General features: G+C 66.8%; 27 protein-coding genes. 11 read left to right on the plus strand and 16 right to left on the minus strand.

Translation table 11 applies throughout. From position 1 onward, the window contains the following. Window positions 1-60 precede the first annotated feature (60 nt). From H570_RS0115345 to H570_RS0115370, 6 genes are all read right to left on the minus strand, one after another. The gene (locus tag H570_RS0115345) at window positions 61-588 is read right to left on the minus strand and encodes a tetratricopeptide repeat protein (RefSeq protein ID WP_027081508.1); all 528 of its coding nucleotides are present in this window, start codon (window positions 586-588) and stop codon (window positions 61-63) included. Window positions 589-695: 107 nt separating this feature from the next. Continuing rightward, window positions 696-1463: a dimethylarginine dimethylaminohydrolase family protein gene (locus H570_RS0115350; protein WP_027081509.1), complete on the minus strand. Its 768-nt coding sequence runs from the start codon at window positions 1461-1463 to the stop codon at window positions 696-698. 96 nt (window positions 1464-1559) lie between these two features. Next, window positions 1560-2180 carry a DUF1294 domain-containing protein gene (locus tag H570_RS0115355; protein WP_027081510.1) on the minus strand — a complete coding sequence of 207 codons (621 nt, stop codon included), beginning with the start codon at window positions 2178-2180 and terminating at the stop codon, window positions 1560-1562. A gap of 243 nt (window positions 2181-2423) precedes the next feature. After that, on the minus strand, window positions 2424-2765 hold the full coding sequence (locus H570_RS0115360; RefSeq protein WP_027081511.1) for a hypothetical protein: 342 nt from the start codon (window positions 2763-2765) through the stop codon (window positions 2424-2426). Window positions 2766-2901: 136 nt separating this feature from the next. Beyond that, a complete protein-coding gene (locus tag H570_RS0115365; protein WP_027081512.1) occupies window positions 2902-3123 on the minus strand; it encodes a hypothetical protein in 222 nt (73 codons plus the stop codon). A gap of 171 nt (window positions 3124-3294) precedes the next feature. Next, entirely contained in the window at window positions 3295-3678 is a 384-nt protein-coding gene (locus H570_RS0115370; protein WP_027081513.1) for an ACT domain-containing protein, read from the minus strand. A gap of 131 nt (window positions 3679-3809) precedes the next feature. Between H570_RS0115370 and H570_RS0115375 the strand changes: the two genes are divergently transcribed. Together H570_RS0115375 and H570_RS17885 are read left to right on the plus strand one after the other, a co-directional pair. Continuing rightward, on the plus strand, window positions 3810-4001 hold the full coding sequence (locus H570_RS0115375) for a hypothetical protein (RefSeq protein WP_027081514.1): 192 nt from the start codon (window positions 3810-3812) through the stop codon (window positions 3999-4001). Between the two features lie 515 nt (window positions 4002-4516). Further along, window positions 4517-5317, plus strand: coding sequence for a type I restriction enzyme HsdR N-terminal domain-containing protein (locus tag H570_RS17885; RefSeq protein ID WP_051176474.1), 801 nt, complete (start codon window positions 4517-4519; stop codon window positions 5315-5317). An 80-nt stretch (window positions 5318-5397) separates the two neighbouring features. On the opposite strand, the gene H570_RS0115390 is transcribed toward H570_RS17885, so the two are convergent. Then, entirely contained in the window at window positions 5398-5769 is a 372-nt protein-coding gene (locus tag H570_RS0115390; protein ID WP_027081516.1) for a hypothetical protein, read from the minus strand. Window positions 5770-6025: 256 nt separating this feature from the next. On the opposite strand from H570_RS0115390, the gene H570_RS0115395 reads away from it, so the two are divergent. After that, window positions 6026-6448: a phage baseplate assembly protein V gene (locus tag H570_RS0115395; RefSeq protein ID WP_027081517.1), complete on the plus strand. Its 423-nt coding sequence runs from the start codon at window positions 6026-6028 to the stop codon at window positions 6446-6448. Continuing rightward, the gene (locus H570_RS19020) at window positions 6448-6747 is read left to right on the plus strand and encodes a hypothetical protein (protein WP_156900014.1); all 300 of its coding nucleotides are present in this window, start codon (window positions 6448-6450) and stop codon (window positions 6745-6747) included. Before H570_RS0115395 ends, H570_RS19020 begins: the two co-directional genes overlap by 1 nt. Before the next feature lie 241 nt (window positions 6748-6988). On the opposite strand, the gene H570_RS0115405 is transcribed toward H570_RS19020, so the two are convergent. The 6 genes from H570_RS0115405 to hutU all read right to left on the minus strand — a co-directional run bounded on the left by H570_RS0115405 (window position 6989) and on the right by hutU (window position 12691). After that, window positions 6989-7360: a hypothetical protein gene (locus tag H570_RS0115405; RefSeq protein ID WP_027081518.1), complete on the minus strand. Its 372-nt coding sequence runs from the start codon at window positions 7358-7360 to the stop codon at window positions 6989-6991. Window positions 7361-7443: 83 nt separating this feature from the next. After that, window positions 7444-8013 carry a hypothetical protein gene (locus H570_RS19025; RefSeq protein WP_156900015.1) on the minus strand — a complete coding sequence of 190 codons (570 nt, stop codon included), beginning with the start codon at window positions 8011-8013 and terminating at the stop codon, window positions 7444-7446. Window positions 8014-8029: 16 nt separating this feature from the next. Further along, on the minus strand, window positions 8030-8395 hold the full coding sequence (locus tag H570_RS0115410; RefSeq protein WP_156900016.1) for a hypothetical protein: 366 nt from the start codon (window positions 8393-8395) through the stop codon (window positions 8030-8032). A gap of 318 nt (window positions 8396-8713) precedes the next feature. After that, window positions 8714-10252, minus strand: coding sequence for an ATP-binding protein (locus tag H570_RS0115415; RefSeq protein ID WP_027081520.1), 1539 nt, complete (start codon window positions 10250-10252; stop codon window positions 8714-8716). A gap of 76 nt (window positions 10253-10328) precedes the next feature. After that, complete coding sequence (locus H570_RS19030; RefSeq protein ID WP_156900017.1) at window positions 10329-10793, minus strand: hypothetical protein; 465 nt, start codon at window positions 10791-10793, stop codon at window positions 10329-10331. 233 nt (window positions 10794-11026) lie between these two features. Further along, window positions 11027-12691, minus strand: coding sequence for a urocanate hydratase (hutU, locus tag H570_RS0115420; protein ID WP_027081521.1), 1665 nt, complete (start codon window positions 12689-12691; stop codon window positions 11027-11029). A gap of 116 nt (window positions 12692-12807) precedes the next feature. Between hutU and H570_RS0115425 the strand changes: the two genes are divergently transcribed. Next, a complete protein-coding gene (locus tag H570_RS0115425; RefSeq protein ID WP_027081522.1) occupies window positions 12808-13656 on the plus strand; it encodes an N-acyl homoserine lactonase family protein in 849 nt (282 codons plus the stop codon). 138 nt (window positions 13657-13794) lie between these two features. Further along, entirely contained in the window at window positions 13795-14745 is a 951-nt protein-coding gene (locus H570_RS17890) for a pepsin/retropepsin-like aspartic protease family protein (protein ID WP_156900018.1), read from the plus strand. A 100-nt stretch (window positions 14746-14845) separates the two neighbouring features. Here the strand turns inward: H570_RS17890 and H570_RS0115435 are convergent, their stop codons facing one another. After that, window positions 14846-15172, minus strand: coding sequence for a hypothetical protein (locus H570_RS0115435; RefSeq protein ID WP_027081523.1), 327 nt, complete (start codon window positions 15170-15172; stop codon window positions 14846-14848). A 107-nt stretch (window positions 15173-15279) separates the two neighbouring features. Continuing rightward, window positions 15280-15852, minus strand: coding sequence for a YybH family protein (locus H570_RS0115440; protein WP_156900019.1), 573 nt, complete (start codon window positions 15850-15852; stop codon window positions 15280-15282). 113 nt (window positions 15853-15965) lie between these two features. On the opposite strand from H570_RS0115440, the gene H570_RS0115445 reads away from it, so the two are divergent. From H570_RS0115445 to H570_RS17900, 4 genes are all read left to right on the plus strand, one after another. Further along, window positions 15966-17228 carry an alkaline phosphatase family protein gene (locus tag H570_RS0115445; RefSeq protein ID WP_027081525.1) on the plus strand — a complete coding sequence of 421 codons (1263 nt, stop codon included), beginning with the start codon at window positions 15966-15968 and terminating at the stop codon, window positions 17226-17228. Between the two features lie 217 nt (window positions 17229-17445). Next, window positions 17446-19071 carry a DNA-3-methyladenine glycosylase 2 family protein gene (locus H570_RS17895; protein ID WP_084500323.1) on the plus strand — a complete coding sequence of 542 codons (1626 nt, stop codon included), beginning with the start codon at window positions 17446-17448 and terminating at the stop codon, window positions 19069-19071. Beyond that, entirely contained in the window at window positions 19068-19568 is a 501-nt protein-coding gene (locus H570_RS0115455; protein WP_027081526.1) for a methylated-DNA--[protein]-cysteine S-methyltransferase, read from the plus strand. Before H570_RS17895 ends, H570_RS0115455 begins: the two co-directional genes overlap by 4 nt. A gap of 46 nt (window positions 19569-19614) precedes the next feature. Next, complete coding sequence (locus tag H570_RS17900; RefSeq protein ID WP_027081527.1) at window positions 19615-20412, plus strand: isocitrate lyase/PEP mutase family protein; 798 nt, start codon at window positions 19615-19617, stop codon at window positions 20410-20412. 125 nt (window positions 20413-20537) lie between these two features. Here the strand turns inward: H570_RS17900 and H570_RS0115465 are convergent, their stop codons facing one another. Beyond that, window positions 20538-21776: a formimidoylglutamate deiminase gene (locus H570_RS0115465; RefSeq protein WP_051176476.1), complete on the minus strand. Its 1239-nt coding sequence runs from the start codon at window positions 21774-21776 to the stop codon at window positions 20538-20540. A gap of 51 nt (window positions 21777-21827) precedes the next feature. Here H570_RS0115465 and hutI point away from each other — a divergent pair, with 51 nt between their 5' ends. Further along, entirely contained in the window at window positions 21828-23051 is a 1224-nt protein-coding gene (gene hutI / locus H570_RS0115470; RefSeq protein ID WP_027081552.1) for an imidazolonepropionase, read from the plus strand. Window positions 23052-23065: the final 14 nt, after the last annotated feature.

Raw genomic sequence — 23065 nt, forward strand, 5'->3', positions numbered from 1 at the left:
TGAAACGGGCCTCCGGCGAGGTGGATCCGGCCCGCGATTCCACCCCACACGCCCGCAAGCCTACTGCTGCGGAACCACGCCCAGGTACGCCCCGGCGGCCTGCAGGGTGGCCCACATGTCGTCGCGTTCTTCGGCGAACGAGCGATCGAACAGTTGCTCGGCCCGCTCACGGTTGCCGTCGAGCAAGGCATACGCGCCAATCTCGGACAGCGCGCGCGCGTCGTCGCGGTTGTCGGCGAGGTAGCGATCGAACATCGCGTTCGCCCTCTGCGCTTCGCCGGCCTCGCGGTACACGCGCGCGATGCGGTAGGCATCGCCGTCATCGTGCTTGCCCGCGAGCACCTGGTCGAAGATCGCCTGCCCCTGGTCCTTGAGTCCGCCGAGGTAGTACACGCGGCCCACGGCGATGCGCTCCCAGCTGCCGTCACCGGCCTGCTTCGTGGCCAGTCCAAGCAGCCCTTGCGCTGCCTCCTGGCCGGTCTTGCCGTGATACAGCGCCGGCGCCGGCGAGGGCTTGGCCGAATAGCCCACGCCCATCCCCGACACGAACACGATGGCGGCCGCGGCCGCGATGATCCCCTTGTTCACGATGCTTCCCCCTGTTGGCCGGAGCCGGATTGCCCCTGGCACCTTCCCACGCCCCACGCCCCACGCCCCGCGTCCCGCGCCGACACTCTACTCCCCGAACCGCTCCATCAAGCCTCCAGGATGACGCTGCAGCAGGTCATCGCGCCCTCGGCCTTTTCCGTCTCCGACATGTCGACCAGGCGCACCTCGATGCCCGCCCGCCGCAATCGTTCGGCGGTCGCCGGGAACGACGCCGAATACAGCACCGTGCCGCCGATCAGGATCGCATTCGCGGCGAAGGGTTCTGCCGGATCCACCGCGAGCGTGCGATAGCCGGCGAAGTGCCGCGCATCGACCCAATCCGGATTGACCAGCAGCAGGTCGGGCGCCACCCGGGTGACCGCGCTTTTCAGGTGCAGGCATCCGCGCATGGACACCGCCTCCACGCGGTAGCCGAACGGCGCGACCAGCTGGCGAAGCTGCCCGATGCCCTCGGCGTTGCTGCGCGCCGACGCGCCGACGTGGATCACGCGGTCCAGCCGCAGCACGTCGCCACCGTCCAGCGTCCCCGGTGCCTCGATGCGCCGCAGCTCGCGCAGCGGCGCCAGCGCCTCTCCCATCGACTCGACCTCGCCGCGCCGCGACTCGGCCCCGGGGCGCGTCAGCACCGCCACTTCATCCAGCACCACCGCCGTGTCCTCGACGAACACCGAGTCGGCCAGCGCAGGCTGCTCCGCAAGCTGCCGCACCTCGCAGCCCACCTCGCGCAGGGCCCGTTCGTAGGCCGCGTGCTGCGTGCGCGCCAGCTCGACATCGATCGCGCGCCGCTCGAGGTGGGTCAGCTCGCAGCGCTCAAGGGCGCGACTCACCGCGCGGGTGATGGCGACATGGGGCATGCATTCGACTCCTGTTTCTGCAGGCCCGGAGATTACCCTGAACGCCAGTGCCCTTGATGGGCCGTGCCGAGGGACCTTCCCGGCATCCGCGCGGCGCTAGACCCCCAGCAATGCGTCCGTCAGCGAGCGCGCAATCCCGCTGCGGACCAGCCACGCCACGATCGCGATGTTGGCCAGCACGCTGCACCAGAACGCGAACTGGAACGACGCCTTGGCGGTCTTGTGCCGGAACTGCTGCTGCGCCACCAGCGCGCCGGGCCAGCCGCCCAGCAGGTCGAGCAGGTGCAACGTGCTCTCGGGGATCCGCTGCGCACCGCGCCGGGCCGCCTCCTTGTCCGTCCAGTACATCAGGTACGACAGGAAACTGGGCAGCAGGCAGGCCAGCGCAACCACCAGCGGCAGGAAGCCGAGCGCGGTGCCGAGCACGACGGCAAGCAGGACCACGCTCCCGAGCAGCATCCGCGGCATCCGCGCCGGCGGTGTTTTCGGCTTGCGCTGCTCGATCCGCTGCCCGGCGAACCTCACCCCGGTCGCGTTGCCGCGCCCGCGCGCATCGCGCGTGACCGCGTAGGAGATGAGGTCGCCCTCTGCCGGCCGCCGCGAGCCCGGCTGGAAGGCCTTGATGTGGACGAAGACACGTTCGCCGCCGCCGTGGGGCGTGACGAAACCGTAGCCCTTGTCGTCATTCCAGCCGGAGATGCGCCCGGCCAGCCTCATCGGAAAGACGCCCCTGCCACCATGCCAACGGATCCTTGCGCTGCGATTGCCGGGGAAGTGAACCCGACTCCATGCCTTCGATCAACCCGCCCCCGGCATCGTGGCCCAACCGGCTTGCGCGGCGAAACGCCGTCAGTTCGAGCACCCGCGCCGGCTCATGCCGTCACTGCCGGCCGTCCGGCCGCTACCGGCCAGGCCCGCGCGCCGCGCACGCCGCCGGCTGCCTGTTGCCCGGTGACGCCGTCATTCGCCGATCGCTCCCCACCAGCACGATTGCAGCGAGCCGGACACCACCGCGTCGCCAGCATCATCCTTGCTGCGGAACTCCGCCACGACCCCGCACGCCGCCATGCGGCCGGCATCGTCCAGCGGGCAGTCTCCGCCCGTGCCGAAGTAGAACTGCCCTTCGGCGGGCGAATAGTCGGGGCTTCCCAGCACCGCCTCGAGCTGCGCCATGGTCATGCCCAGTTCGACCCGCCGCACCGTCTCCGGCAGCAGAGGCTCCGGGCCCTCGATCGTGCAACCCGTGGCGCCCGTGCCTGCCGCGCAGGCGGGCAGGCACGCGGCGAGCAGCACGAACAGCAAGCGTAGGGCGGAACCGCCGAACGCGTTTCTGCCGCATGTGCAGACCGAGCAATTTCGGCAACGTCCAGGCATTCGGCGGAATCCGCTTCGCGGGTTCCGCCCTACGAGATCGGCACCCTGCCCCCTTGCCATGCGGTCAGGCCTCACTGCGGCGCTGCCTGGCAACGTAGGGCAGCGCGAACAGGTACAGCCCCGTCAGCAGCATGAGTGCAAGTGGCGGCAGTGGCGCGTAGGTGATCCACGGCGACGGCTCCGCGCCGCCCGTCTGTGCGCGGGCAACGAAGTTGGCGATGACCGTCAGCGTGAAAACGATGGACAGCCAGCGGTGGGTCAGTCGAATCGGTTTGTTCCAGCTCAATGGGATCTCCGATGAAGGGATGTCGTGGGGAGTTCCGGGCTCGAAAGCCGGTGATGCCTGGACGAATCCTGATGCCCGGATCAGGTCGACCCGCGCAGCGGGGTCCACAGCAAAGCGGGTTCAATCCGCATCTCGCCGCTGGAACAAATCGCACCCGGCTTGAACGGACGGTCAGGCCACGAACCGGTGGCCGGCCGCTTGCAGCGCTTGCACTGCGGATTCCAGATTATCGGACTTGACCAGGACGTAGTCCGTGTCAAAAGTACTGACCGCAAAGATGCCGATGCAGGCGCTGGCGAGGGGATCGAGGAACGCGGCCAGCACGCCCGTCTGGTCGAAGGCGAACGGGCCATGGATCCTGATCGCACGCCAATGCCTGTCAACTTTGCTCAGGCCGGCTGCGGCATCTTCGGAACATACGATCGACAGCTCGTCATCCGTCCTGGTGACCGACATGAATTCGCGCGAGGCAAGCACCGCATCCGGGACGCCGGCCTCCGGCTCCAGCCTTGCGATCGCGAAGCCTTGGGAAAGTATCGAGAACGAGAGTGTCATGGTCTGTGGCCTGATGCCCGGGTTGATTCGCGCCACGAAGCGGCGCCGGCTTGAACGAACTGCCAGGCCGCGTATCGATCAACCGACGCCACCCGTGGCAAGGGTATCCGACGCCGTACACGAGGCCAGCGATGACATCTGCGAAGTCGTGGATGGGCTTGCAGGAGGCCAGCGACGGGGCCCGGACGGTCAATGACAGGGCAGCCGACGCCGATGATGGGGTCGCCGAGGCCAACGACCGGGTCCGGGAGTCCATCGACGGGGTCGCCGACCGCAACGATGGGGTCCGGAAGGTCATCGATGGGGTCCGCAACCCCAAGTGATGGGGTCCAGGAGGTCATCGATGGGGTCGGCAACCAAAACGATGGGGTCCGGAAGGCCATCGATGGGGTCAGCAACCCCAAGTGATGGGGTCCATGAGGTCACCGATGGGGTCGGCAACCTCAACGATGGGGTCCAGAAGGCCATCGACCGGGCCGTCGACCGCAACGATGGGCGCCAAGAGGCCATCGACGGGGTCGCGGACCGCAACGACGGGGTCCGAGAGGCCATCGATGGCTGCCAGAGCTTTGAACAGACGAAGCCTTTGCTGCAGCCCGCAATTGCGTCCAATAACGGGACGAAACTCGCTTATCGGCTTTCGCAAACAAATGGATCAATGGAGAAGGGAAGTGAGTCTGAGGCCGCCCTCGGTTCGGAACAGCGAAACAGTGGCCCGAGCAGGTGCTCTGAAAAGTGTGCCCGTAAGAAAATCTCTCGGTCGGCTCGGCGGCACCCGGCGACTTAGAGAGTAGGATCGATAAGCGCTCGTTTCGCATTCACTCAGGGGAGAGATGTGATGGCCAACGTACCGAAACGCGTTGCCGAACGACTTGTTGCAGGAATCAAACGGTATCAACCGATCCTGGCGAGCGCGAAGTCGCGCGATATCGGCGAAGCCGATACGGTCACCATCATCAAGGACCTGCTCGCGGATGTATTTGGATACGACAAGTACTCCGAGTTGACGTCGGAGTACGCGATACGGGGAACCTACTGCGACCTTGCCATCAAGATCGAAGGCACGCTGCAGACACTGATCGAAGTAAAGGCCATTGGCCTTGACCTCAAAGATCATCATGCCAAACAGGCTATCGACTACGCCGCCAACCAGGGCGTCGACTGGGTCCTGTTGACCAATGGCACGCAATGGCGTGTCTACCACGTCATCTTCGCAAAGCCGATCGGCCAGGAACTGATCGTGGACATCGATTTCTGCGCACTCAATCCCCGCTCGGTGAACGACGTGGAAACCTTGTTCCTGTGGTGCAAGGAAGGCTGGCAGAAGTCAGTACTTGGCGAGTATCGCGACCAGAAGCAGGCACTGTCGCGCTTTTCCGTCGCCGCGGTGCTTCAGTCCGACCCGGTGGTATCGGTGATTCGTCGCGAGTTGAGAAGGCTATCGCCCGACATTCGTATTGAAGCGGAAGAGGTTCAAGCCGTTCTCGTCAACGAAGTGCTGAAACGTGATGTTCTGGAAGGCGATCAAGCCGCAGACGCCAGGAAGAAGCTGGCACGCGCTGCCCAGAAGCGCTTGCGGGACACCAAGCCAGAATCTTCCATAGGCAAAGCGTTGGTTGTTGGCAAACCAGGAACGTGATGCAGGCTTGATGAATCGGCCTGACCTTTCCCGTCGGACCTTCGTGGGATGGGATTCCCGATCAGTGAACTGCCAGGCAGCTACTCGCTTCGCGGGCAGCGATAGCGGACGAACTCACCGCCCCGCTCGTCCACGGAGACCAGCTCATCCCCTGCTTCGGAAAGCTTGAAGTGCGCCGTGGCAAGCCACTCCTCGCCTTCACCGGCCATGTCGGCGATAAGCGCGACTTCACGCCGGCCTTGAACAACGATGGCCTGGATGAAGCCGACGCTCTCCCAATAGGAAATGGTGTTGGCATCGACCTTCAGGACGGAGTCGTTCCTGCCGATGCCACAGTCCGCAACGTCGGCATTCCACTCCCCGATGAACTGGTCGGGCATCGACTCCACCGACTCGGAGGCCATCGCCGATCCGCCCGCTGCGATGATGGCCAACAGCAATAGTGTCTTCATGATCTTTCCATGGAAGTCTGGCCCCGGACCGGGCCACGTCGCCGGCGCCCCGCTTTCAGTAGCCGGCGGCTTTGGAGTCCGGGATCAGATTACCCGAGCTGGCCGACAGAACAGGCAAGACAAGAGCGAAACGGGGTCGAAGTCGACTTCCTGCAAAACCAGCGGGAGGTGCGCTCCGGCGCCTGCCCCCGGCTTCCGTATTGGTCCCCGGGCACAGGCTGCGGCATCATCGCGGCGCACCCTTGGAGGACGCGGCATGGCCCACTATGGCAAGTATCGCGGCACGGTCGTCAGCAACATCGATCCGCTGTTGCTGGGACGGCTGCAGGTATCGGTGTACGGCATATCCGGCATGGCTTCCTCCGCGTGGGCATTGCCCTGCCTGCCGCCCGGTGGAATGCCGGCCGTGCCGGAGGTCGGCGATTCGGTCTGGGTGGAGTTCGAGCGTGGCGACCTCGATTTTCCGATCTGGTGCGGCGTGTTCTGGACGGATGCGTCGCGCGTGCCCGAAGCCCTGCGCAGCCCGGCGCCAGGCAATACGTTGTCGCTGCGCACGCAGGACGGCGCCGGCATCGTCATTGGTCCGGCTGGCGTCGTCATCGAGAACGGCAGGGGCGCCGGCATTGCGTTGTCCGGCCCAGTTGTCTCGATCAACCACGGCGCGCTGGACATCATCTGATGGGCAGCCCCGTTCTCACCGCAGCCTCCGTACTGATCTGCGCTCATGGCACCCAGGCCACGCCGATACCAGGCAACCCGCGCGTCTTCGTCTCCGGCGTGCCCGTGCTGTGCGTGGGCGATCCTGTCGTCGTTGCTCCCTGCAATGCCGAATCGCCTTGCCTCATGCTCAAGCCGGCAGCATCGACGCGGGTCCGCGCTTCCGGGCAACCGCTCGCCATGGCGACCACCCTGGTCTCGGCCGCCAATGGACTTCCGGCGATGATCGCCACAACGCAGCAGCGGGTATTGCTGGAATAGCGCAACGCCTGCCTCCAGCCCGGACTCAAGCCCGCCGCATGAAGCACGAGTTGCGAGGCGCCATGGGCGCAAAACAACATCCATAGCAAGCGTAGGGCGGAACCGCCGAAGGCGTTTCCGCCGCATGTGCATGAGCGAGCAATTTCGGCAACGTCCAGGCATTCGGCGGAATCCGCTTCGCGGGTTCCGCCCTACGAGATCTTCGTGGGATGGGATTCCCGCTCAGTGAACTGCCAGGCCGCTACTCGCTTCGCGGGCAGCGATAGCGGACGAACTCACCGCCCCGCTCGTCCATGGAGACCAGCTCATCCCCTGCCTCGGAAAGCTTGAAGTGCGCCGTGGCAAGCCACTCCTCTCCTTCGCCGGACATGTCGGCGATAAGCGCGACTTCACGCCGGCCTTGAACAACGATGGCCTGGATGAAACCGACGCTCTCCCAATAGGAAATGGTGTTGGCATCAATCTTCAGGATGGAGTCGTTCCTGCCGATGCCACAGTCCGCAACGTCGGCATTCCACTCCCCGATGAACTGGTCGGGTATCGAATCCACCGGCTCGGCGGCCATCGCCGATCCGCCCGCTGCAATGATGGCCAACATCAAGAGTGTCTTCATGATCTTTCCATGGAAGTCCGGCCCCTGCGCAAAAACGGGGGGCCCGAGTCAATCTTCTGAAACGTATGCCCTGATCGCTGTTCTTATCGTGCCGGCGAGAAATGCACGTCTGCCTTCCAGTTGACTCTTACCGGCTGGCGATTCATTGCTCCTCGATCCAATCCACTTGGACAGAGTTTCTCGTTGTACTTGAAGGAGGAAACACTCTCGCCCGGGCTGCCTCCTGCCTCCGAGACGAGCGTGTCGCAACCCTCGACTTCCGGTTCCACATAAAAATACGTTTGGTAGATCCCACCCGGCTCCGGAACAAAAGAGACAGTGACGCTGCAGATCCTGTTCTGCGCAAATCTCGCATCGATGTAGCGGTGGGTCAGCACGAATGGCTTCCCGCTCGGGATCAGCACCGTCTTCCCGGCCTCTGGAGACGGCGCATCCTTCGTCGGGCCGTAGAACGTCGCCAAACGCCCACCACTCCTGTTTGGCTTGCAGCCCTCGTTCTCATAAGCGTCCGTAAAGAAATTGGCTGTATTCCCGACAATCCTGAGCGTCGCACTATCCGGCGCGGCTCCATACTCGTACTGGCTTACGCAGCCTGCCAGCGCTAGAGCCAACGCCGCTAGGAAACAGTGATTCAATGAAATCGTTCTGTGCATGGTCGGCCAACGTCTCCTACTCAGCCGGCACTGCATATTGCGCCTGCCTGACGCAACTCTCGGCGTCGCTTCGAGTAGAGAAATGATCGACAGTCAGTACTCCCCACCCGTGGCCGGTCATTCCGACCCAAAGGATTGGCACCTCATCGGCAAGCGTCTCGATCTTCAGCACGCCGCTCTTTCCGCCAGGATTGTGCTCGATGTAGACGTCGTGTGACCCGGGCGCCAGGACGGTATGCGCGAAGTTGCTCGGCTTCAATGTTCCGATTGGATTGCCATCAACTACCGCGGTAGTGCGGTTTCCGGCGCCGACGAAGGCTGCTTTCTCCCGGCAAACATAGAGACTCACTTTTCCAGGGATCGGTTGCAGATTGCGAAGCATGGCCTCGGCATCCTTGTCCCCATACTTCACGGTTGCACATCCGGACACACAGATAAGAACTGCTCCAATCGCAACTATGCTCTTGCCCATTTCAGTACCCCCATGATTAGTTGTTGAAGCTTAGCTACGAACTCGACCTATCCCCAAGGTCATTGCGATGGGTATGCGCCTGCACTGAGGAAGCCCTGCTCCCGATCACAAACTTTGCGACCCATCACCAGAGAGAATGGCAGATGCAGCCATTAACCACCTCCGCGCACTTCAACTGCCGAATATTTTCTTTGCGATTCAATTGGAACTGAACATGACTCCGTTCTTCTAGCTGATGCCAGCGTTCCGCTGAGCCTTGATGAAGGCGCGCATGGCTTCAATCGAGTCATAGAGTTCAGCAGGGGAGAAGCGCTGGTTGTGCGGATTCTCAGGGTGATGGATCTGGTGACGAATGAAGTCGGTGTTGCTGATTTGCTCCGTGCGTGTCGAGCCACTTCTCAACAAGCGAACGTAATTCACGACTGGTCGAGTAGCCCGGAATGCCTCGAGGTCGCCAGATGATTCTATGTGCGCGTAGAGCTCGTCGTGGTACTCGGACGTCGGTTCGCCGAATGCGGAGAAGCTGACCTCATTGAGACTCGGGTAAGGCAATTCACTGGGCAGAACGCGCGACACGCGCTCCTGCGGCCCGCTGGACACAAGTCTGAGGCAGTCAAAGCTCAAGTGTTTGACGACTTCGGGACTGTGCGTTGTGAAGAGAACCTGGGTAGCTTGTGCAGTCGAAAGCGCCTTTAGGGCGGCTGTTAGGCCGCGTTGGTGCTCGGGATGCTGCGAGGTTTCCGGCTCTTCGATTGCGTAAACGACGTGCCGATTTCCTGCTCCGGCAAGTCGCCGCTCCGCTTCAGCGCGGAAGAAGCTTATTAGCACAAGCCGCTTGACCCCGCTGCCCCGCTTATTGATGGGTATGCCTTGATCGCCCGATATTCCAACGCTTTTGAAGACGTCCGACCACTTGAGCGCGTCTGAGTCAGGTATCTGAGGTTCCAAGGAAGCAGCTAGTTGGGGGTTCAATTCACGCAGCTTCTCAAGAGTTCGATCCGCAACATCCTCCAAGCGTGCTCGAACCTTATCCGCAACCTCCCGAAGATTCGCGCGAATTGCCGCGTCACCGAGTATTTCCCGAACTGCCACGCGCATTGGATCCTGCACTTCATCGTCGGACTCAGCATTCTTCCGGTCCGACTGGAATAAGGTAAACAATGGCATCTTAGCTTTGAGCTGATCCCAGATTGCCTTCGTATCCTCCTTGGCAATTTCAATCTCGCACTCACTAAGTGCGAGGTCGGAGTGACCAGCCCAGATTGCTTTTCGTAGTTCCGCGCTCCGTGTCTTGTCGGAGCAAGTGAAGCCTTTCTCGTCCACAGCCTTCCGCAGTTCGGTGATTTTCTTTTGGTGGAGATCTCCGCAGCCGTCAGCAGTCGGATGGCTGGCGCGGATAAAGACTCGCTCTTTTCCCGATGGAGAGAAGCGCTTGACAATGTGCAAAGTGCCTTGTGCCGTAGTCAAGTACTCGCTCGCCAATGTTGTCCGGTTGGTGGAATCGATCACGATCTCGGCCGGGAGTTCGGTGAACTCAACACTGACCTCGATTTGGTCTTCCCCGCGGGCGAGACAAGACTTGTTGATGTCTTCCTTATCGATCTTGATGCACCCCTTACCTTCATTGAAGAAGACATCTAGGGCCTCGAGAATCGTCGACTTCCCAATGTCGTTTCGGCCTACCAAAACGGACAGATCGTCAAGCCCGACAACAACCGGCTTAGAGTAGCCACGAAATCGATTCACCGTCACAGCTTTAATCTTCATTAGCTACGATCTCCCCATCATCAGCTAACGCTTGAGTTAAGCCGACCCGTGAAGCGGGTTCGGTTTGAACGAATTGTTAGCCATTTGCCTGTACCACTGCGATGAGGCCGGTGATGCCGGTCAACGCGGTCAGCCAGACGACATAGCGCGTTCGGCTTTCATGGCGCTCCTTGATCTCTTGCCGGATCTCCCGCCTTAAATGACGAACACCGCCGTCGCTGAGATACCAGCTGCCAGTTTGCCGCCCCTCGTACCAAAGAGGTGACTCGTTGCCGTCAGTATCTCTGACGTAAGGAATAGGGACTCGTAGGCGCCTGGCTTTACGGAGGAGATTTGAGGTTAGAAAGCTATCCTCTTGCTCCTGCTGCAACTCCATTTCGAAACGATACGCGCCCTCAAGCTCCGCTAGATCATTCAGCCTTTTTTCGCTTCTGGAAGCTGCGATGCCTTTGCCGTAGCCGCGTTGAATACTGCGTCGATCCCATGCTAGGCGAAGTCGCTCAGGCGCAAGCTTGTGGAAGATCTTTCCGATATGCGACATAGCTGAGAAATGGCAAACTACTATTCGGCCTCTCCCCAGAGGCATCGCGCCGAGTATGCCCGCGCGCAGCTTTCCTATAGCAATAGGAATTATTCTCTAGGAATCATCGACTTGGCCATCGATTCAAGCACTTGCCCTTCCCAGGAATTGCGTTGTGGCGCCCATGTGCGTGGAGTCCCACACCCCACATCCGCAGGGCGTTAAGAGAGGGATCCCGGCAAGCAAGCCCGCCCCTACCCCATCGGCAGCTTCAGCCCCTGCTCCTTCGCACAAGCCTTCGCAATCTCGTACCCCGCGTCGGCGTGCCGCATCACGCCGGTGCCGGGGTCGTTCCACAGCACGCGGGCGATGCGCCTGTCGGCGGCTTCGCTGCCGTCGCAGACGATCACGATGCCGCTGTGCTGCGAGTAGCCCATGCCCACGCCGCCGCCGTGGTGCAGCGAGACCCAGGTCGCCCCACCGGCCACGTTGAGCATGGCGTTGAGCAGCGGCCAGTCGCTGACGGCGTCGCTGCCGTCCATCATCGCTTCGGTTTCGCGGTTGGGCGAGGCGACCGAGCCGCTGTCGAGGTGGTCGCGGCCGATGACGACGGGGGCTTTCAGTTCGCCGTTGCGGACCATCTCGTTGAACGCGAGGCCGAGCTTGTGGCGCTGGCCGAGGCCGACCCAGCAGATGCGCGCGGGCAGGCCCTGGAACTCGATGCGTTCGCGCGCCATGTCGAGCCAGTTGTGCAGGTGCTGGTCGTCGGGGATCAGTTCCTTGACCTTGGCATCGGTTTTGTAAATGTCCTCGGGGTCGCCGCTCAGCGCGACCCAGCGGAACGGGCCGACACCGCGGCAGAACAGCGGGCGCACGTAGGCGGGGACGAAGCCGGGGAAGTCGAAGGCGTTCTTGCAGCCTTCGTCGAAGGCCATCTGGCGGATGTTGTTGCCGTAGTCGAAGGTCGGGATGCCCTGCTTCTCGAAGGCGAGCATCGCCTCGACGTGCACGCGCATGGACTGCTTGGCGGCGTCGCGGACTTTCTCGGGATGCTGCTTCTGTTCGGTAAGCCACTGTTCGACGGTCCAGCCGGCCGGCAGGTAGCCGTGCACGGGGTCGTGGGCGCTGGTCTGGTCGGTGACGGCGTCGGGGCGCACGCCGCGCAGCACCAGCTGCGGCAGGATCTCCGCGGCGTTGCCGAGCAGGGCGATGGATTTCGCTTCGCCGGCTTTCGTGTACCTGTCGATGCGGGCGAGCGCGTCGTCCAGGTCGGTGGCCTGCTCGTCGACGTAGCGGGTGCGCAGGCGCATGTCGATGCACTTCTGCTGGCATTCGATGTTGAGGCTGCACGCGCCGGCCAGGCTCGCGGCCAGCGGCTGCGCGCCGCCCATGCCGCCCAGGCCCGCGGTGAGGATCCACTTGCCGGTGAGGCTGCCGCCGTAATGCTGGCGGCCCATCTCGACGAAGGTTTCGTAGGTGCCCTGCACGATGCCCTGGCTGCCGATGTAGATCCAGCTGCCGGCGGTCATCTGGCCGTACATCATCAGGCCCTTTTTATCGAGCTCGTTGAAGTGCTCCCAGGTGGCCCAGTGCGGGACGAGGTTGGAGTTGGCGATCAGCACCCGCGGCGCGTCGGCGTGGGTGGGGAAGATGCCCACCGGCTTGCCCGACTGCACCAGCAGGGTTTCGTCGTCGTTGAGTTGCTTGAGCGATTCGAGGATCGCGTCATAGCAGTCCCAGTCGCGCGCGGCGCGGCCGATGCCGCCGTAGACGACGAGTTCGGCCGGGTTCTCGGCCACTTCGACGTCGAGGTTGTTCTGGATCATCCGGTACGGCGCTTCGGTGAGCCACGACTTGCAGCTGAGCTGGTCGCCGCGCGGTGCGCGGATCGTGCGCGAGGGATCGTGACGGGAAGGCATGGCGGCTCCGTGGCAGTGGCAGGCGGCGATTATCCCACCTGTTGGATTCAGTGTCGGCGGCACGCACCTCGTGCAGCGAATACGCTGCGCACCTCTTTCCGGATCGGAGAACTGCCGTGCGTTCGACCCTGTTCCTGCTGCTGGCCATGCTGCTGGCCGTCGCGCCCGCTCGCGCCGCCGAGCCGGCGCCCCAATCCGGGACGCAACTGCGCCTGTATGCGCTGGACTGCGGCACGATCGAGTTCGATGACATGGGCATGTTCGCCGACGACGACAGCTACGCCGGGCAGCCGGGCACGCTGGTCGAACCGTGCTACCTGGTCCGGCACCCGAAGGGCACGCTGCTGTGGGATACCGGCCTGGGCGATGCGATCCATGCCCTGCCCGGCCACGTGCGCAGCGAGGACGGCGCCCGCTTCAAGGTGCCGGTGACGCTGCAGTCGCAGCTGCAGCGCATTGGAGTCGCGGCGGACGACATCGACTTCGTGGCGCTGTCGCACATGCATTTCGACCACACCGGCAACCTGGCGCAGTTCCCCGCGGCCACCTGGCTGGTGGATCCGACCGAGCTGTCGTGGGCATCGGCCACGCCGACGCCAGCGCCCGTGGTCGCCGCGCACTTCAAGGATTTCCCGGCGCCGCAGGTGGCGATGCAGGGCGACCATGACGTGTTCGGCGACGGCAGCGTCCGCATCCTGCGCACGCCGGGGCACACGCCGGGGCATCGGGTGTTGCTGCTGCAGCTGCGCAACGCGGGGACGGTGATCCTGTCGGGCGACCTGTACCACTCGCGCAGCAACTTCGAGCAGGGCCGCATTCCGTCGTTCAACGTCGACCGCGCGGACACCATGGCTTCGTTCGACCGGGTGCGGCAGCTGCTGGCCACGCACCACGGCCGGCTGGTGATCCAGCACTGGCCGGAGGACCTCGCCGCGCTGCCCGCGTTTCCCGGCTTCCTCGACTGAAGCCACCGCAGCGCTGCGCCGACCGCGGCGCGGCGCGACGGCATTGCCACGGCAGGACCATCGTCACCCTGACCATCGGCAAGCGCTAACGCGCGGTACGCACGGCACACTGCGGCTCCCGCCTTCGGAAGCAACCCGATGACCCGCTCGCTTGCCTGCCTTGTCCTGCTCGCCGCCCCCGCATTCGCCGCGATGGCTGGTGACGTGCAACCTGAGCCGCCGCTTCCGCCTGAGCCGCTGCCGGCGCGGATGCAGCACCACCGGTTCTTCATCGATGCACAGGCGCCGTCGGGCCAGGTGCTGCATCTGTTCACCGACACCGGCGGCGGCATGAACCTCACCACCACCGGTGCGGACAAACTCGGCATCGCGTACGAGGCGGAGCCGGGCGAGCAGCTCGCCGGCACCACGCCCTGGCCGCGCTACGCGGGCGCGGGGGTCCTGCCGCCGAAGTCCGCGCCGGACGCGACCCTGCCCATCGTGTCGCCGCAGCCGGGCCTGACGTTCGACGGCATGCTCGGCGCGCCGTGGTTCGGCGGCCGCGCCTGGGAGTGGGATTACCGCGCCGGCACGCTGCGGCTGCTGCCCGACGGCGCATTGCCGGAGGCCGATCCGGCGCACGTGGTAAAGCTGGGTTTCCAGCGCGACGACGAGGGCAGGCACACCACGCACTTCCCGCGCATCGCCGCGCGCATCGACGGCGAGGAGCTGCAGTTCCTGTTCGACACCGGCGCGACGTTCCGCCTCGACGCAGCCGCGGCGGAGCGACTGGGCGATGCGTTGGTGCGCGAGCGCGCGGGCAACTTCATCACGATGGAGGTGATGCAGCGCTGGCGCGAGCGCCATCCCGACTGGCCGACGATCGACAAGGGCGACGCCGGGATGGCGATGATCCAGGTGCCCGCCGTCGAAGTGGCCGGTTACCGCACCGGGCCGGCGTGGTTCTCGGCGCGGCCGGATAAGGCCTTCCACGAGTACATGGCGCAGTGGATGGACATGCCTGTGGATGGCGCGCTGGGCGGCGAGACGTTCCGCAGTTTCCGGATCACGGTGGACTATCCGGCGGAGACTGCGGTGTTCGAACAGTAGCGGCGGCCCGTGCAGCCACGGCTGGCGCGCGCGGCGACGGCTTGGCTCGCCGATGACGACGACGCCCGGCAGTACCGGGCGTCGGTGATGCGGGCAAGGGTCAGTGGATCGCGGGGTCGAGCATCCGCAGCGCCTGGGCCACGTCGGTGGCACCGGTGCGTTCGATGTCCTCGCGGGTGTAGGCGCGACCGAAGGCGTTGGCGCATTCCTTCTCCGCCTTGCCGGTGCGTCGCGCCTTTGCGTTCTGGCTGGCGGTGATCATCGAACCGGTCTGGCGCAGGCAGTTGCGATCATTGACCGGCGCATCGCTGGCCTCGGTGCCGATGGCGGCGGCTCCCGGTTCGAGGCCCTGTTCGGCCGGCGCCGATTGCGCGAAAGCGATGGACGCGAATCCACCGGCGATGAGGACGGCAAGCAGACGTTTCATGGCACACCTCCGTGGGGTCGGGTGCGGGGCAGTGCAGCCCCGTTTACCCAACATACGCCCGCGGGGAAGCAGCCGTCGCAGGACGTGCCGGTGCATTCAGGGACGCGTCATGCCGTCGGCGCGACGGCGGCCGGGCACGCGCGCGGAGCCTGTGCGCGGAAGCGTTCCGCGGCCTCGGCATCGGCCGGCGCGCGGCCCGCTCCTTCGTCGAACAGCACCCGCCAGCGGCCGTCGGCATCGCGGATCCAGACCGAATGGTAGGTGCCGATGGCGTAGCGCTGCGCGGGCGGGCGGTCCGGCCATTCGAACAGCGCCGGGCCGCTCGACCAGGCGACGTCGGGCGCGGCGCCGATGGTGACGCGAGCCGGATACCACGACAGCCGCACGCCCTTGCCTTCGATCAGTCCGCTCCACTCGGCGACGATCGCGGCGCGCCCTCGCAGTGGCGCGGCCTGGCCGGCGCCGAAGGCCGCGCCGGAATGGACGAACCCGGCAAACGCGGCGGCGTCGTGCTCCGCCACCGAGCGCGCGAAGCCCAGTTCGCGCTCCCAGACCTCGCATTCGCTGGCCGACAGCGCCATCGCGGGCTCGGGCGGCGGCGGTTCGCCGGCGCAGGCCAGCAGGGGCGCCAGGCAGGCGAGCGTGGCAAGCAGGCGCGACGACTTCGGCATGTGCGTCATGGACGTTCCCCGGCTGGTTTTGGCGCGAGTGTGTGCGCGCCGCGCGGCGTGGGCATGTGCCTGATGGCACGGCTCGCGGGCAGCTGTCATCGAATGGCAGTTATCCTGTCGCGATGCCCAGGATCCGACGTCTACTCGCCCCCCTCCTCGCCTTTGTCCTTGCCTGCACGCTTGCCGCGTGCGTGTCCACGCCGCCGTCCGCGCCACCCGCCGCCACGGCGGCGCGCGCGCCGGTGCTGCTGGTGTCGATCGACGGCTTCCGCGCCGACTACCTGGACGCCGGCCTGGCGCCGAACCTGTCGCGCATCGCCAGCGAGGGCGTCCGCGCGCATTGGATGAATCCCTCCTACCCATCGCTCACCTTCCCCAACCACTACAGCATCGTCACCGGGCTGCGTCCCGACCACCACGGCATCGTCCACAACCGGATGCACGATGCGGCGCTCGGCGATTTCTCGCTGTCCGACCGCGAGGCCGTGGGCGACCGCCGCTGGTGGGGCGGCAAACCGATCTGGGTCACCGCGCAGGAGGCGGGGCTGCGCAGCGCGACGATGTTCTGGCCGGGCAGCGAGGCGGCGATCGGCGGCGTGCAGCCGACGCAGTGGCGGCCGTTCGACAAGGAGGTCGGCTCGGATGCGCGCGTGGACCAGGTGCTGGCATGGCTGGACGCGCCGCCGTCGACGCGGCCGGCGCTCGTCACGCTGTACTTCGACATCGTCGACACGGCCGGTCACCACGATGGCCCCGATTCGCCGCAGGCACGCGCGGCGCTTGCCGAGGTGGACGCGGCACTTGGGCGCCTGCGCGCCGGGCTGGTCGCGCGCGGGCTGCTCGACAGCGTGGACCTGGTGATCGTGTCCGACCACGGCATGGCGACGGTCCTGCCGGGGCACGTGGTGGCGCTGGAGGACATGGTGACGATGGCCGAGGCGAAGGTGGTGTCGGCCGGCCAGGTGGTCGGGATCGCGCCGAACCCCGGCTTCGAGGCGGCGGTGGAAGCGAAACTGCTCGGCGCGCATGAGCGCTACGACTGCTGGCGCAAGGGCGAGCTGCCGGCGCGCTGGCATTACGGCACGCATCCGCGCATCCCGCCGATCGTCTGCCAGATGCACGAGGGCTGGGACGCGCTGCCGCGCGAGTACATCGCCAGGCGACCGGACCATGCGCGCGGCTCGCACGGCTACGACCTGGCGCTGCCGTCGATGCGCGCGCTGTTCGTCGCACGCGGGCCGGCGTTCCGGCAGGGCGCGGAGATCCCCGCGTTCGACAACGTCGACGTGTATCCGCTGCTGGCGCGGCTGCTGGGGATTGCCCCGGCGCCGAACGACGGCAACATCGCGCCGCTGCTGCCGGCACTGCGCGAAGCCGCGCCGTAGATCGGGGCTACGTCCTCGACTGACCGGATATCCCCGGCAATCAAAGATCAAGCGCCATCGGGCGCGCGGGTCCGACCTGCGGACGTTGCGAGGTCCGTCGGCTTCATAGGTCGGGGTTGCATCCCCGACGCACCCCTGGTCCTGCAGTCAGGCGGTCGCGGCATCGATGTCCGAATCCGGCGAGTCCGTGCGCCGGTGCGGTGCTAGCCTGCAGCGCATGCCCTCGCCAGAATCCACCGCCCTGCCCCCTCGCCGCGTCTGCGAGCAGGCGCGGCTGAGCCGCGATCCGCGCTTCGACGGGCTGTTCTTCATCGCCGTGACCAGCACGCGCATCTACTGCCGGCCGGTGTGCCCGGTGCATCCGCCGAAACCTTCCAACATCACCTACTACCGCAACGCGGCCGCAGCCGAAGCGGCGGGATTCCGGCCTTGCCTGCGCTGCCGGCCGGAGCTGTCGCCATCCGACGGCGCGTGGCGGCGCGGTGACGCGGCGGTGTCGCGTGCGTTGAAGCTGATCGAGCAGGGTGCGCTGGCCGGGCAGCCGGTGTCGGCGCTCGCGCAACGCGTGAACCTCGGCGAGCGACAGCTGCGGCGGCTGTTCGTCGAGCGCCTCGGCGCGTCGCCGGTCGGCGTGCACGGCACGCGGCGCCTGCTGTTCGCCAAGCAGTTGCTGACCGAGACCGCGCTGCCGATCACCGATGTCGCGCTCGCCGCCGGCTTCGGCAGCCTGCGCAGGTTCAACGCCACGTTCAAGGACGCCTACCGGATAGCGCCGCGCGACCTGCGCCGCCGCCCGGCCGCGGCGAGCGACGCGCAGCACGCCGGTGCACTGACGCTGCGGCTGGGCTATCGCCCGCCTTACGACTTCGAGTCGATGCTGGGCTTCCTGCGCGGGCGCGCGCTGCCGGGCGTGGAGCACGTGGACGACCACGGCTACGCGCGGGTGGTTGCCGGCGACGGCCCCGGTACAGCGCCGGGCTGGCTGCGGGTGGGCCCGTGGCCCGGCAGCGAACATGCGCTGAAGCTGGAACTGCACGCACCGCTGGCACCGCGCCTGTTCGACATCGTCGGCCGGCTGCGGCGGATGTTCGACCTCGACGCCGATCCGCGCGCGATTGCGATGGCGCTGTCGGCCGATCCCCGGCTCAGGCCGCTGCTGCGCAAGCGCCCGGGACTGCGATTGCCCAGCGGCTGGGACGGGTTCGAGATCGCGGTGCGGGCGATCCTCGGCCAGCAGGTGAGCGTGGCCGCTGCGCGCACGTTCGCCGCGCGCATCGCGCAGCGCTTCGGCACGCCGCTGCCGGCCGAACACGCGGCGCACGGCCTGGCGCACCTGTTCCCGACGCCCGCGGCGCTGGCCGATGCGGACCTGGCCGACATCGGCATCACCCGCACGCGCGCCGAAACGGTACGCACGATCGCGCGTGCGCTGCTCGACGGGCGCGTGGATTTCCGCGTCGAGCGCACGCTCGACGATTTCGTCGCGCACTGGACCGCCCTGCCCGGCATCGGCCCGTGGACGGCGCACTACATCGCGCTGCGCGCGCTCGGGCATCCCGACGCGTTTCCCGCCGACGACCTGGTGCTGCAGAAGGCGGTGCCGCTGGACGGTTCGCGCATGACCGCGAAAGCGCTCACCCTGCGCGCCGAGGCATGGCGGCCGTGGCGCGGCTACGCGACGCTGCAGCTGTGGCGTGATGCGATGGCGGCCCCGGTCGCCGCCACGGCAAAGCGCACGCCGGTGTCGAAGCGCGGCGGCCCCGTGCCTGCGGCATCGCAGCGCCTGCCTGCGCGCTGCGATGGCTCCCTGCGACGCACCCGGACCGGAAGGACGAATCCGTGAACCTCGTTGCGAAGCAGGTCCCCAGTCCGGTCGGGCCGCTGCTGCTGGGCGCGGACGAGGACTCCCTGCGCCTGATCTGGTTCAGCACGCCGCGTCATCCGCTGCCGCGCAGCGTGGTGCTCGAACACGGCGACAACGCGGTGCTGCGCGAAACCAGCGCGCAGCTCGACGCCTATTTCAGCGGCGCGCTGCGGGCGTTCGACCTGCCGCTGCAGCCGGTCGGCACGCCGTTCCAGCGCGAGGTGTGGTCGACGCTCGCACGGATCCCCTACGGGCAGACCTGGAGCTATGGCGACATCGCGCGCCGCATCGGCAAGCCGCAGGCGGTGCGCGCGGTGGGCGCGGCGAACGGGCGCAACCCGATCCCGATCGTGCTGCCCTGCCACCGCGTGATCGGCGCCGACGGGTCGCTGACCGGCTTCGGCGGCGGGTTGCCGACCAAGCAGTTCCTGCTCACGCTGGAAGGCGCGTTGCCGGGCGGAGACTTGTTCGCATGAACCGGAGTTGCCACCGCCGCACGACAACATCACAACGGAGCGACCCATGACACTTTCACCCCACGCCCAGTTCGTCGCGCTCCACGACACCGACGTGCCACTGATGCTGCCCAACGCCTGGGATGCCGCCAGCGCGCGCCTGTGGCAGGAGGCCGGTGCGACGGCGATCGCCACCAGCAGCGCGGCGGTTGCCTGGGCACTGGGCCATGCGGACGGCGGTCGCCTGCCGCGCGAGGAACTGCTCGCTTCGCTGCGCGGCATCCTGCGCGTGGTGTCGGTGCCGGTCACCGTGGATGCCGAGGACGGCTATAGCGACGATCCGCGCGCGGTGGCGGGGTTGATGCGCGAAATCGTCGCCGCCGGCGCGATTGGCGTGAACCTCGAGGACGGTGGCGACCCGCCGACGCTGCTGGTCGACAAGATCCGTGCGATCCGCGAGACCGACGGCGCCGCGCCGCTGTTCGTCAACGCGCGCACCGACGTGTACCTGCGCGGGATGGCCAGCGGCGACGATGCGATTGCGACGACGGTCGAACGGCTCGTTGCCTATCGCGACGCCGGCGCCGATGGTGGCTTCGTGCCGGGGCTGGCCTCGGCGGAGGATGCGGCGAAGATCGTCGCCGCGGTGCCGGGCCTTGCGATCAACGTGATGGCGATGCCGGGGCTGGCCCCGGTGGACGCGCTGGCGCAGGCAGGCGTGAGGCGGATCAGCGCGGGCCCCGCGTTTTTCAAGCATGCCTACGGCACCGCGGAAGCCTCGGTGAGGGCGTGGCTTGGCGGCGATTTCGCGCCGGCATCGGCCAATGCGCTCGACTATGCGCGTTTGAACGCGCTGTTCCCGTAGGCCGGGCGAACGCAGCGCCGGGAACGGTTCGCAAACCCGCATGAGCGCCCCATGGGCGCGATGCCGTGAGCACGTGCGCGGAGATCGATCGCGCCCATGGGGCGCTCCTGCGCAGATGATGCCGGTTACAGGAGCGCGTCGATGGCCCTGGCGTAGCGCAACGCAATGGCGTCGCGGTCGCGGTGGTGGCCGTCGATGACCACGCGCTCGCCGCTCACCACCACTTCTCGCACCATGTTGCGGTTGCCGCTGAAGATCCAGCGGTCGGCGACGTCGTCATCCGTGGCGCCGGCGAGGATGGGCGCGGCGGCGTCCAGCACGATGTGGTCACCGTCCGCATCGAATCCGGTCGATCGCGCGCCGCTTGCCGCCACGTCGTGCAGCAGCGTTTCGCCGACGCTGGTCGAACCGGCGCGCACGGCGATGTTGCGGTGATGGGTGGCCAGGCGCTGGCCGTATTCCAGCCAGCGCAACTCCTCGACCGGCGACACCGAGATGTGCGAATCCGAGCCGATGCCCCAGGCGCCGCCGGCATCGAGGTAGGCGCGCAGCGGGAACAGGCCGTCGCCGAGGTTGGCCTCGGTGGTCGGGCAGATCGCCACGGTGGCGCCGCTGGCGGCGATGCCGCGGGTTTCTTCGGGCGTCAGGTGGGTGGCGTGCACCAGCGTCCAGCGCGCGTCGACGTCGGTGCTGGCCAGCAGCCATTCCACCGGTCGCGCGCCGCGGATCGCGAGGCAGTCCTGCACTTCGCCCAGCTGCTCCGCAATGTGCACGTGCAGGCGCGCATCGCCGGGCAGCGCCGCGATGACCTCGCGCATGGCATCGGCCGGCACCGCGCGCAGGCTGTGCAGCGCGCAGCCGACGCGCAGGCTGTCGTCCTGCCCCGCGTGCAGCGATTCGAACAGGCGCAGGTAGGCGTCGACGTCGTGGCCGAAGCGCTTCTGCCGCTCGCCGAGCGCGCGACCGTCGAAGCCGCCGGTCATGTACAGCACCGGCAGCAGGGTCAGGCGGATGCCGGCGTCGCGCGCGGCGGCGACCAACGCCCGCGACATCGCCGCCGGGTCGGCATAGGGCCGGCCGTCGGGCGCGTGATGCAGGTAGTGGAACTCGCACACGCTGGTGTAGCCGGCTTCAAGCATCTCGGCATAGAGCTGGGCGGCCACCGCGCGCAGGGTGTCGGGATCGAAGCGCGCGGCGAAGCGGTACATGGTCTCGCGCCAGGTCCAGAACGAATCCTCCGGATTGGTCTGGCGCTCGGCCATGCCGGCCATGGCCCGCTGGAAGGCATGCGAATGCAGGTTGGCGATGCCGCGGGCGCGCCAGCCCTCGGGAGTGCGCTGGATCCGGGAGGTGGAGGTCGACATGCGGCCATTCTCGCGCGCCCACGGGCGAAACGCGACGGCTACAATCGGCGCATGGACAAGCCAGGGCATGCGGCCGGGAACGGCCTGATCACCGGCGCGACGCTGGTCACGCTCGACGGCGATGCCGGCTACGGCCTGGTCGAGCACGGCGCGCTTGCCTGGCGCGACGGCATCATCCGCTTCGCCGGCCCGTGCGCGCAGCTGCCGGCCGAATTTTCCGGCGATGCCGTGGATGCCGGCGGCGCCTGCATCACTCCGGGCCTGGTCGACTGCCACACCCACGCCGTTTTCGCCGGCGATCGCGCCGGCGAGTTCGAGCAGCGCCTGCAGGGCGCGTATTACGAGCAGATCGCGCGCGCCGGCGGCGGCATCGTGTCCACGGTGCGCCACACCCGCGCCGCCAGCGAGGACGACCTGCTGGCGCAATCGCTGCAGCGCGCGCGCGCGCTGCTCGCCGACGGCGTGACCACGCTGGAGATCAAGTCCGGCTACGGCCTGGACTTCCACAACGAACGCAAGATGCTGCGCGTCGCGCGCCGGATCGGCGACGAACTCGGCATCCAGGTGCGCACCACTTTCCTCGGCGCCCACGCACTGCCGCCGGAGTTCGCCGGCGATCCCGATGGCTACATCGATGCGGTCGTGGAATGGCTGCCGCGGCTGCATGCCGAAGGGCTGGTGGACGCGGTGGATGCGTTCTGCGAGCGCATCGCCTTCACGCCCGGGCAGACGCGACGGGTGTTCGAGGCGGCGCGCGCGCTGGGGCTTCCAGTCAAGCTGCATGCGGACCAGCTCAGCGACAGCCACGGCGCGGCGCTGGTGGCGGAATTCGGCGGCCTGTCGGCCGACCACGTCGAACACACGTCGGTGGCGGGAGTCGCGGCGATGGCAGCGGCCGGCACGGTCGCGGTGCTGCTGCCGGGCGCGTTCCACGTGCTGCGCGAGACACACCTGCCGCCGCTGGGCGAGTTCCGTGCGCGGCACGTGCCGATGGCGGTCGCCACCGACTGCAATCCCGGCACGTCGCCGCTGCTGTCGCTGCGCCAGGCGATGCAGCTGGCCTGCACCCATTTCCGGCTCACGCCCGAGGAAGCGCTGCGCGGCGCGACGGCCAACGGCGCGCGCGCGCTCGGACTCGGCGATCGCGGCGCGCTGCGTGCCGGCATGCGCGCGGATTTCGTGCATTGGCGCGTTCGCCAGCCAGCGGAGCTTTGTTACTGGCTGGGTGGATCGCTGGCTGCGGCGGTGTACGCTGGCGGCCGACGGATTGCCTGACCCCTGCAGGAGCG

The sequence above is a fragment of the Luteimonas mephitis DSM 12574 genome (assembly GCF_000422305.1).
GTDB lineage: Bacteria > Pseudomonadota > Gammaproteobacteria > Xanthomonadales > Xanthomonadaceae > Luteimonas > Luteimonas mephitis.

What these genes read in the sequence shown, in the direction of transcription:
- H570_RS0115350 (WP_027081509.1), bottom strand. Translation starts at nt 1,463, where the DNA reads ATGCCCCATGTCGCCATCACCCGCGCGGTGAGTCGCGCCCTTGAGCGC.
- H570_RS0115355 (WP_027081510.1), bottom strand. Translation starts at nt 2,180, where the DNA reads ATGAGGCTGGCCGGGCGCATCTCCGGCTGGAATGACGACAAGGGCTAC.
- H570_RS0115370 (WP_027081513.1), bottom strand. Translation starts at nt 3,678, where the DNA reads ATGACACTCTCGTTCTCGATACTTTCCCAAGGCTTCGCGATCGCAAGG.
- H570_RS0115375 (WP_027081514.1), top strand. Translation starts at nt 3,810, where the DNA reads ATGACATCTGCGAAGTCGTGGATGGGCTTGCAGGAGGCCAGCGACGGG.
- H570_RS17885 (WP_051176474.1), top strand. Translation starts at nt 4,517, where the DNA reads ATGGCCAACGTACCGAAACGCGTTGCCGAACGACTTGTTGCAGGAATC.
- H570_RS0115390 (WP_027081516.1), bottom strand. Translation starts at nt 5,769, where the DNA reads ATGAAGACACTATTGCTGTTGGCCATCATCGCAGCGGGCGGATCGGCG.
- H570_RS0115395 (WP_027081517.1), top strand. Translation starts at nt 6,026, where the DNA reads ATGGCCCACTATGGCAAGTATCGCGGCACGGTCGTCAGCAACATCGAT.
- H570_RS19020 (WP_156900014.1), top strand. Translation starts at nt 6,448, where the DNA reads ATGGGCAGCCCCGTTCTCACCGCAGCCTCCGTACTGATCTGCGCTCAT.
- H570_RS0115405 (WP_027081518.1), bottom strand. Translation starts at nt 7,360, where the DNA reads ATGAAGACACTCTTGATGTTGGCCATCATTGCAGCGGGCGGATCGGCG.
- H570_RS19025 (WP_156900015.1), bottom strand. Translation starts at nt 8,013, where the DNA reads ATGCACAGAACGATTTCATTGAATCACTGTTTCCTAGCGGCGTTGGCT.
- H570_RS0115410 (WP_156900016.1), bottom strand. Translation starts at nt 8,395, where the DNA reads ATGCTTCGCAATCTGCAACCGATCCCTGGAAAAGTGAGTCTCTATGTT.
- H570_RS0115415 (WP_027081520.1), bottom strand. Translation starts at nt 10,252, where the DNA reads ATGAAGATTAAAGCTGTGACGGTGAATCGATTTCGTGGCTACTCTAAG.
- H570_RS19030 (WP_156900017.1), bottom strand. Translation starts at nt 10,793, where the DNA reads ATGTCGCATATCGGAAAGATCTTCCACAAGCTTGCGCCTGAGCGACTT.
- hutU (WP_027081521.1), bottom strand. Translation starts at nt 12,691, where the DNA reads ATGCCTTCCCGTCACGATCCCTCGCGCACGATCCGCGCACCGCGCGGC.
- H570_RS17890 (WP_156900018.1), top strand. Translation starts at nt 13,795, where the DNA reads ATGACCCGCTCGCTTGCCTGCCTTGTCCTGCTCGCCGCCCCCGCATTC.
- H570_RS0115435 (WP_027081523.1), bottom strand. Translation starts at nt 15,172, where the DNA reads ATGAAACGTCTGCTTGCCGTCCTCATCGCCGGTGGATTCGCGTCCATC.
- H570_RS0115440 (WP_156900019.1), bottom strand. Translation starts at nt 15,852, where the DNA reads ATGACGCACATGCCGAAGTCGTCGCGCCTGCTTGCCACGCTCGCCTGC.
- H570_RS0115445 (WP_027081525.1), top strand. Translation starts at nt 15,966, where the DNA reads ATGCCCAGGATCCGACGTCTACTCGCCCCCCTCCTCGCCTTTGTCCTT.
- H570_RS17895 (WP_084500323.1), top strand. Translation starts at nt 17,446, where the DNA reads ATGCCCTCGCCAGAATCCACCGCCCTGCCCCCTCGCCGCGTCTGCGAG.
- H570_RS17900 (WP_027081527.1), top strand. Translation starts at nt 19,615, where the DNA reads ATGACACTTTCACCCCACGCCCAGTTCGTCGCGCTCCACGACACCGAC.
- H570_RS0115465 (WP_051176476.1), bottom strand. Translation starts at nt 21,776, where the DNA reads ATGTCGACCTCCACCTCCCGGATCCAGCGCACTCCCGAGGGCTGGCGC.
- hutI (WP_027081552.1), top strand. Translation starts at nt 21,828, where the DNA reads ATGGACAAGCCAGGGCATGCGGCCGGGAACGGCCTGATCACCGGCGCG.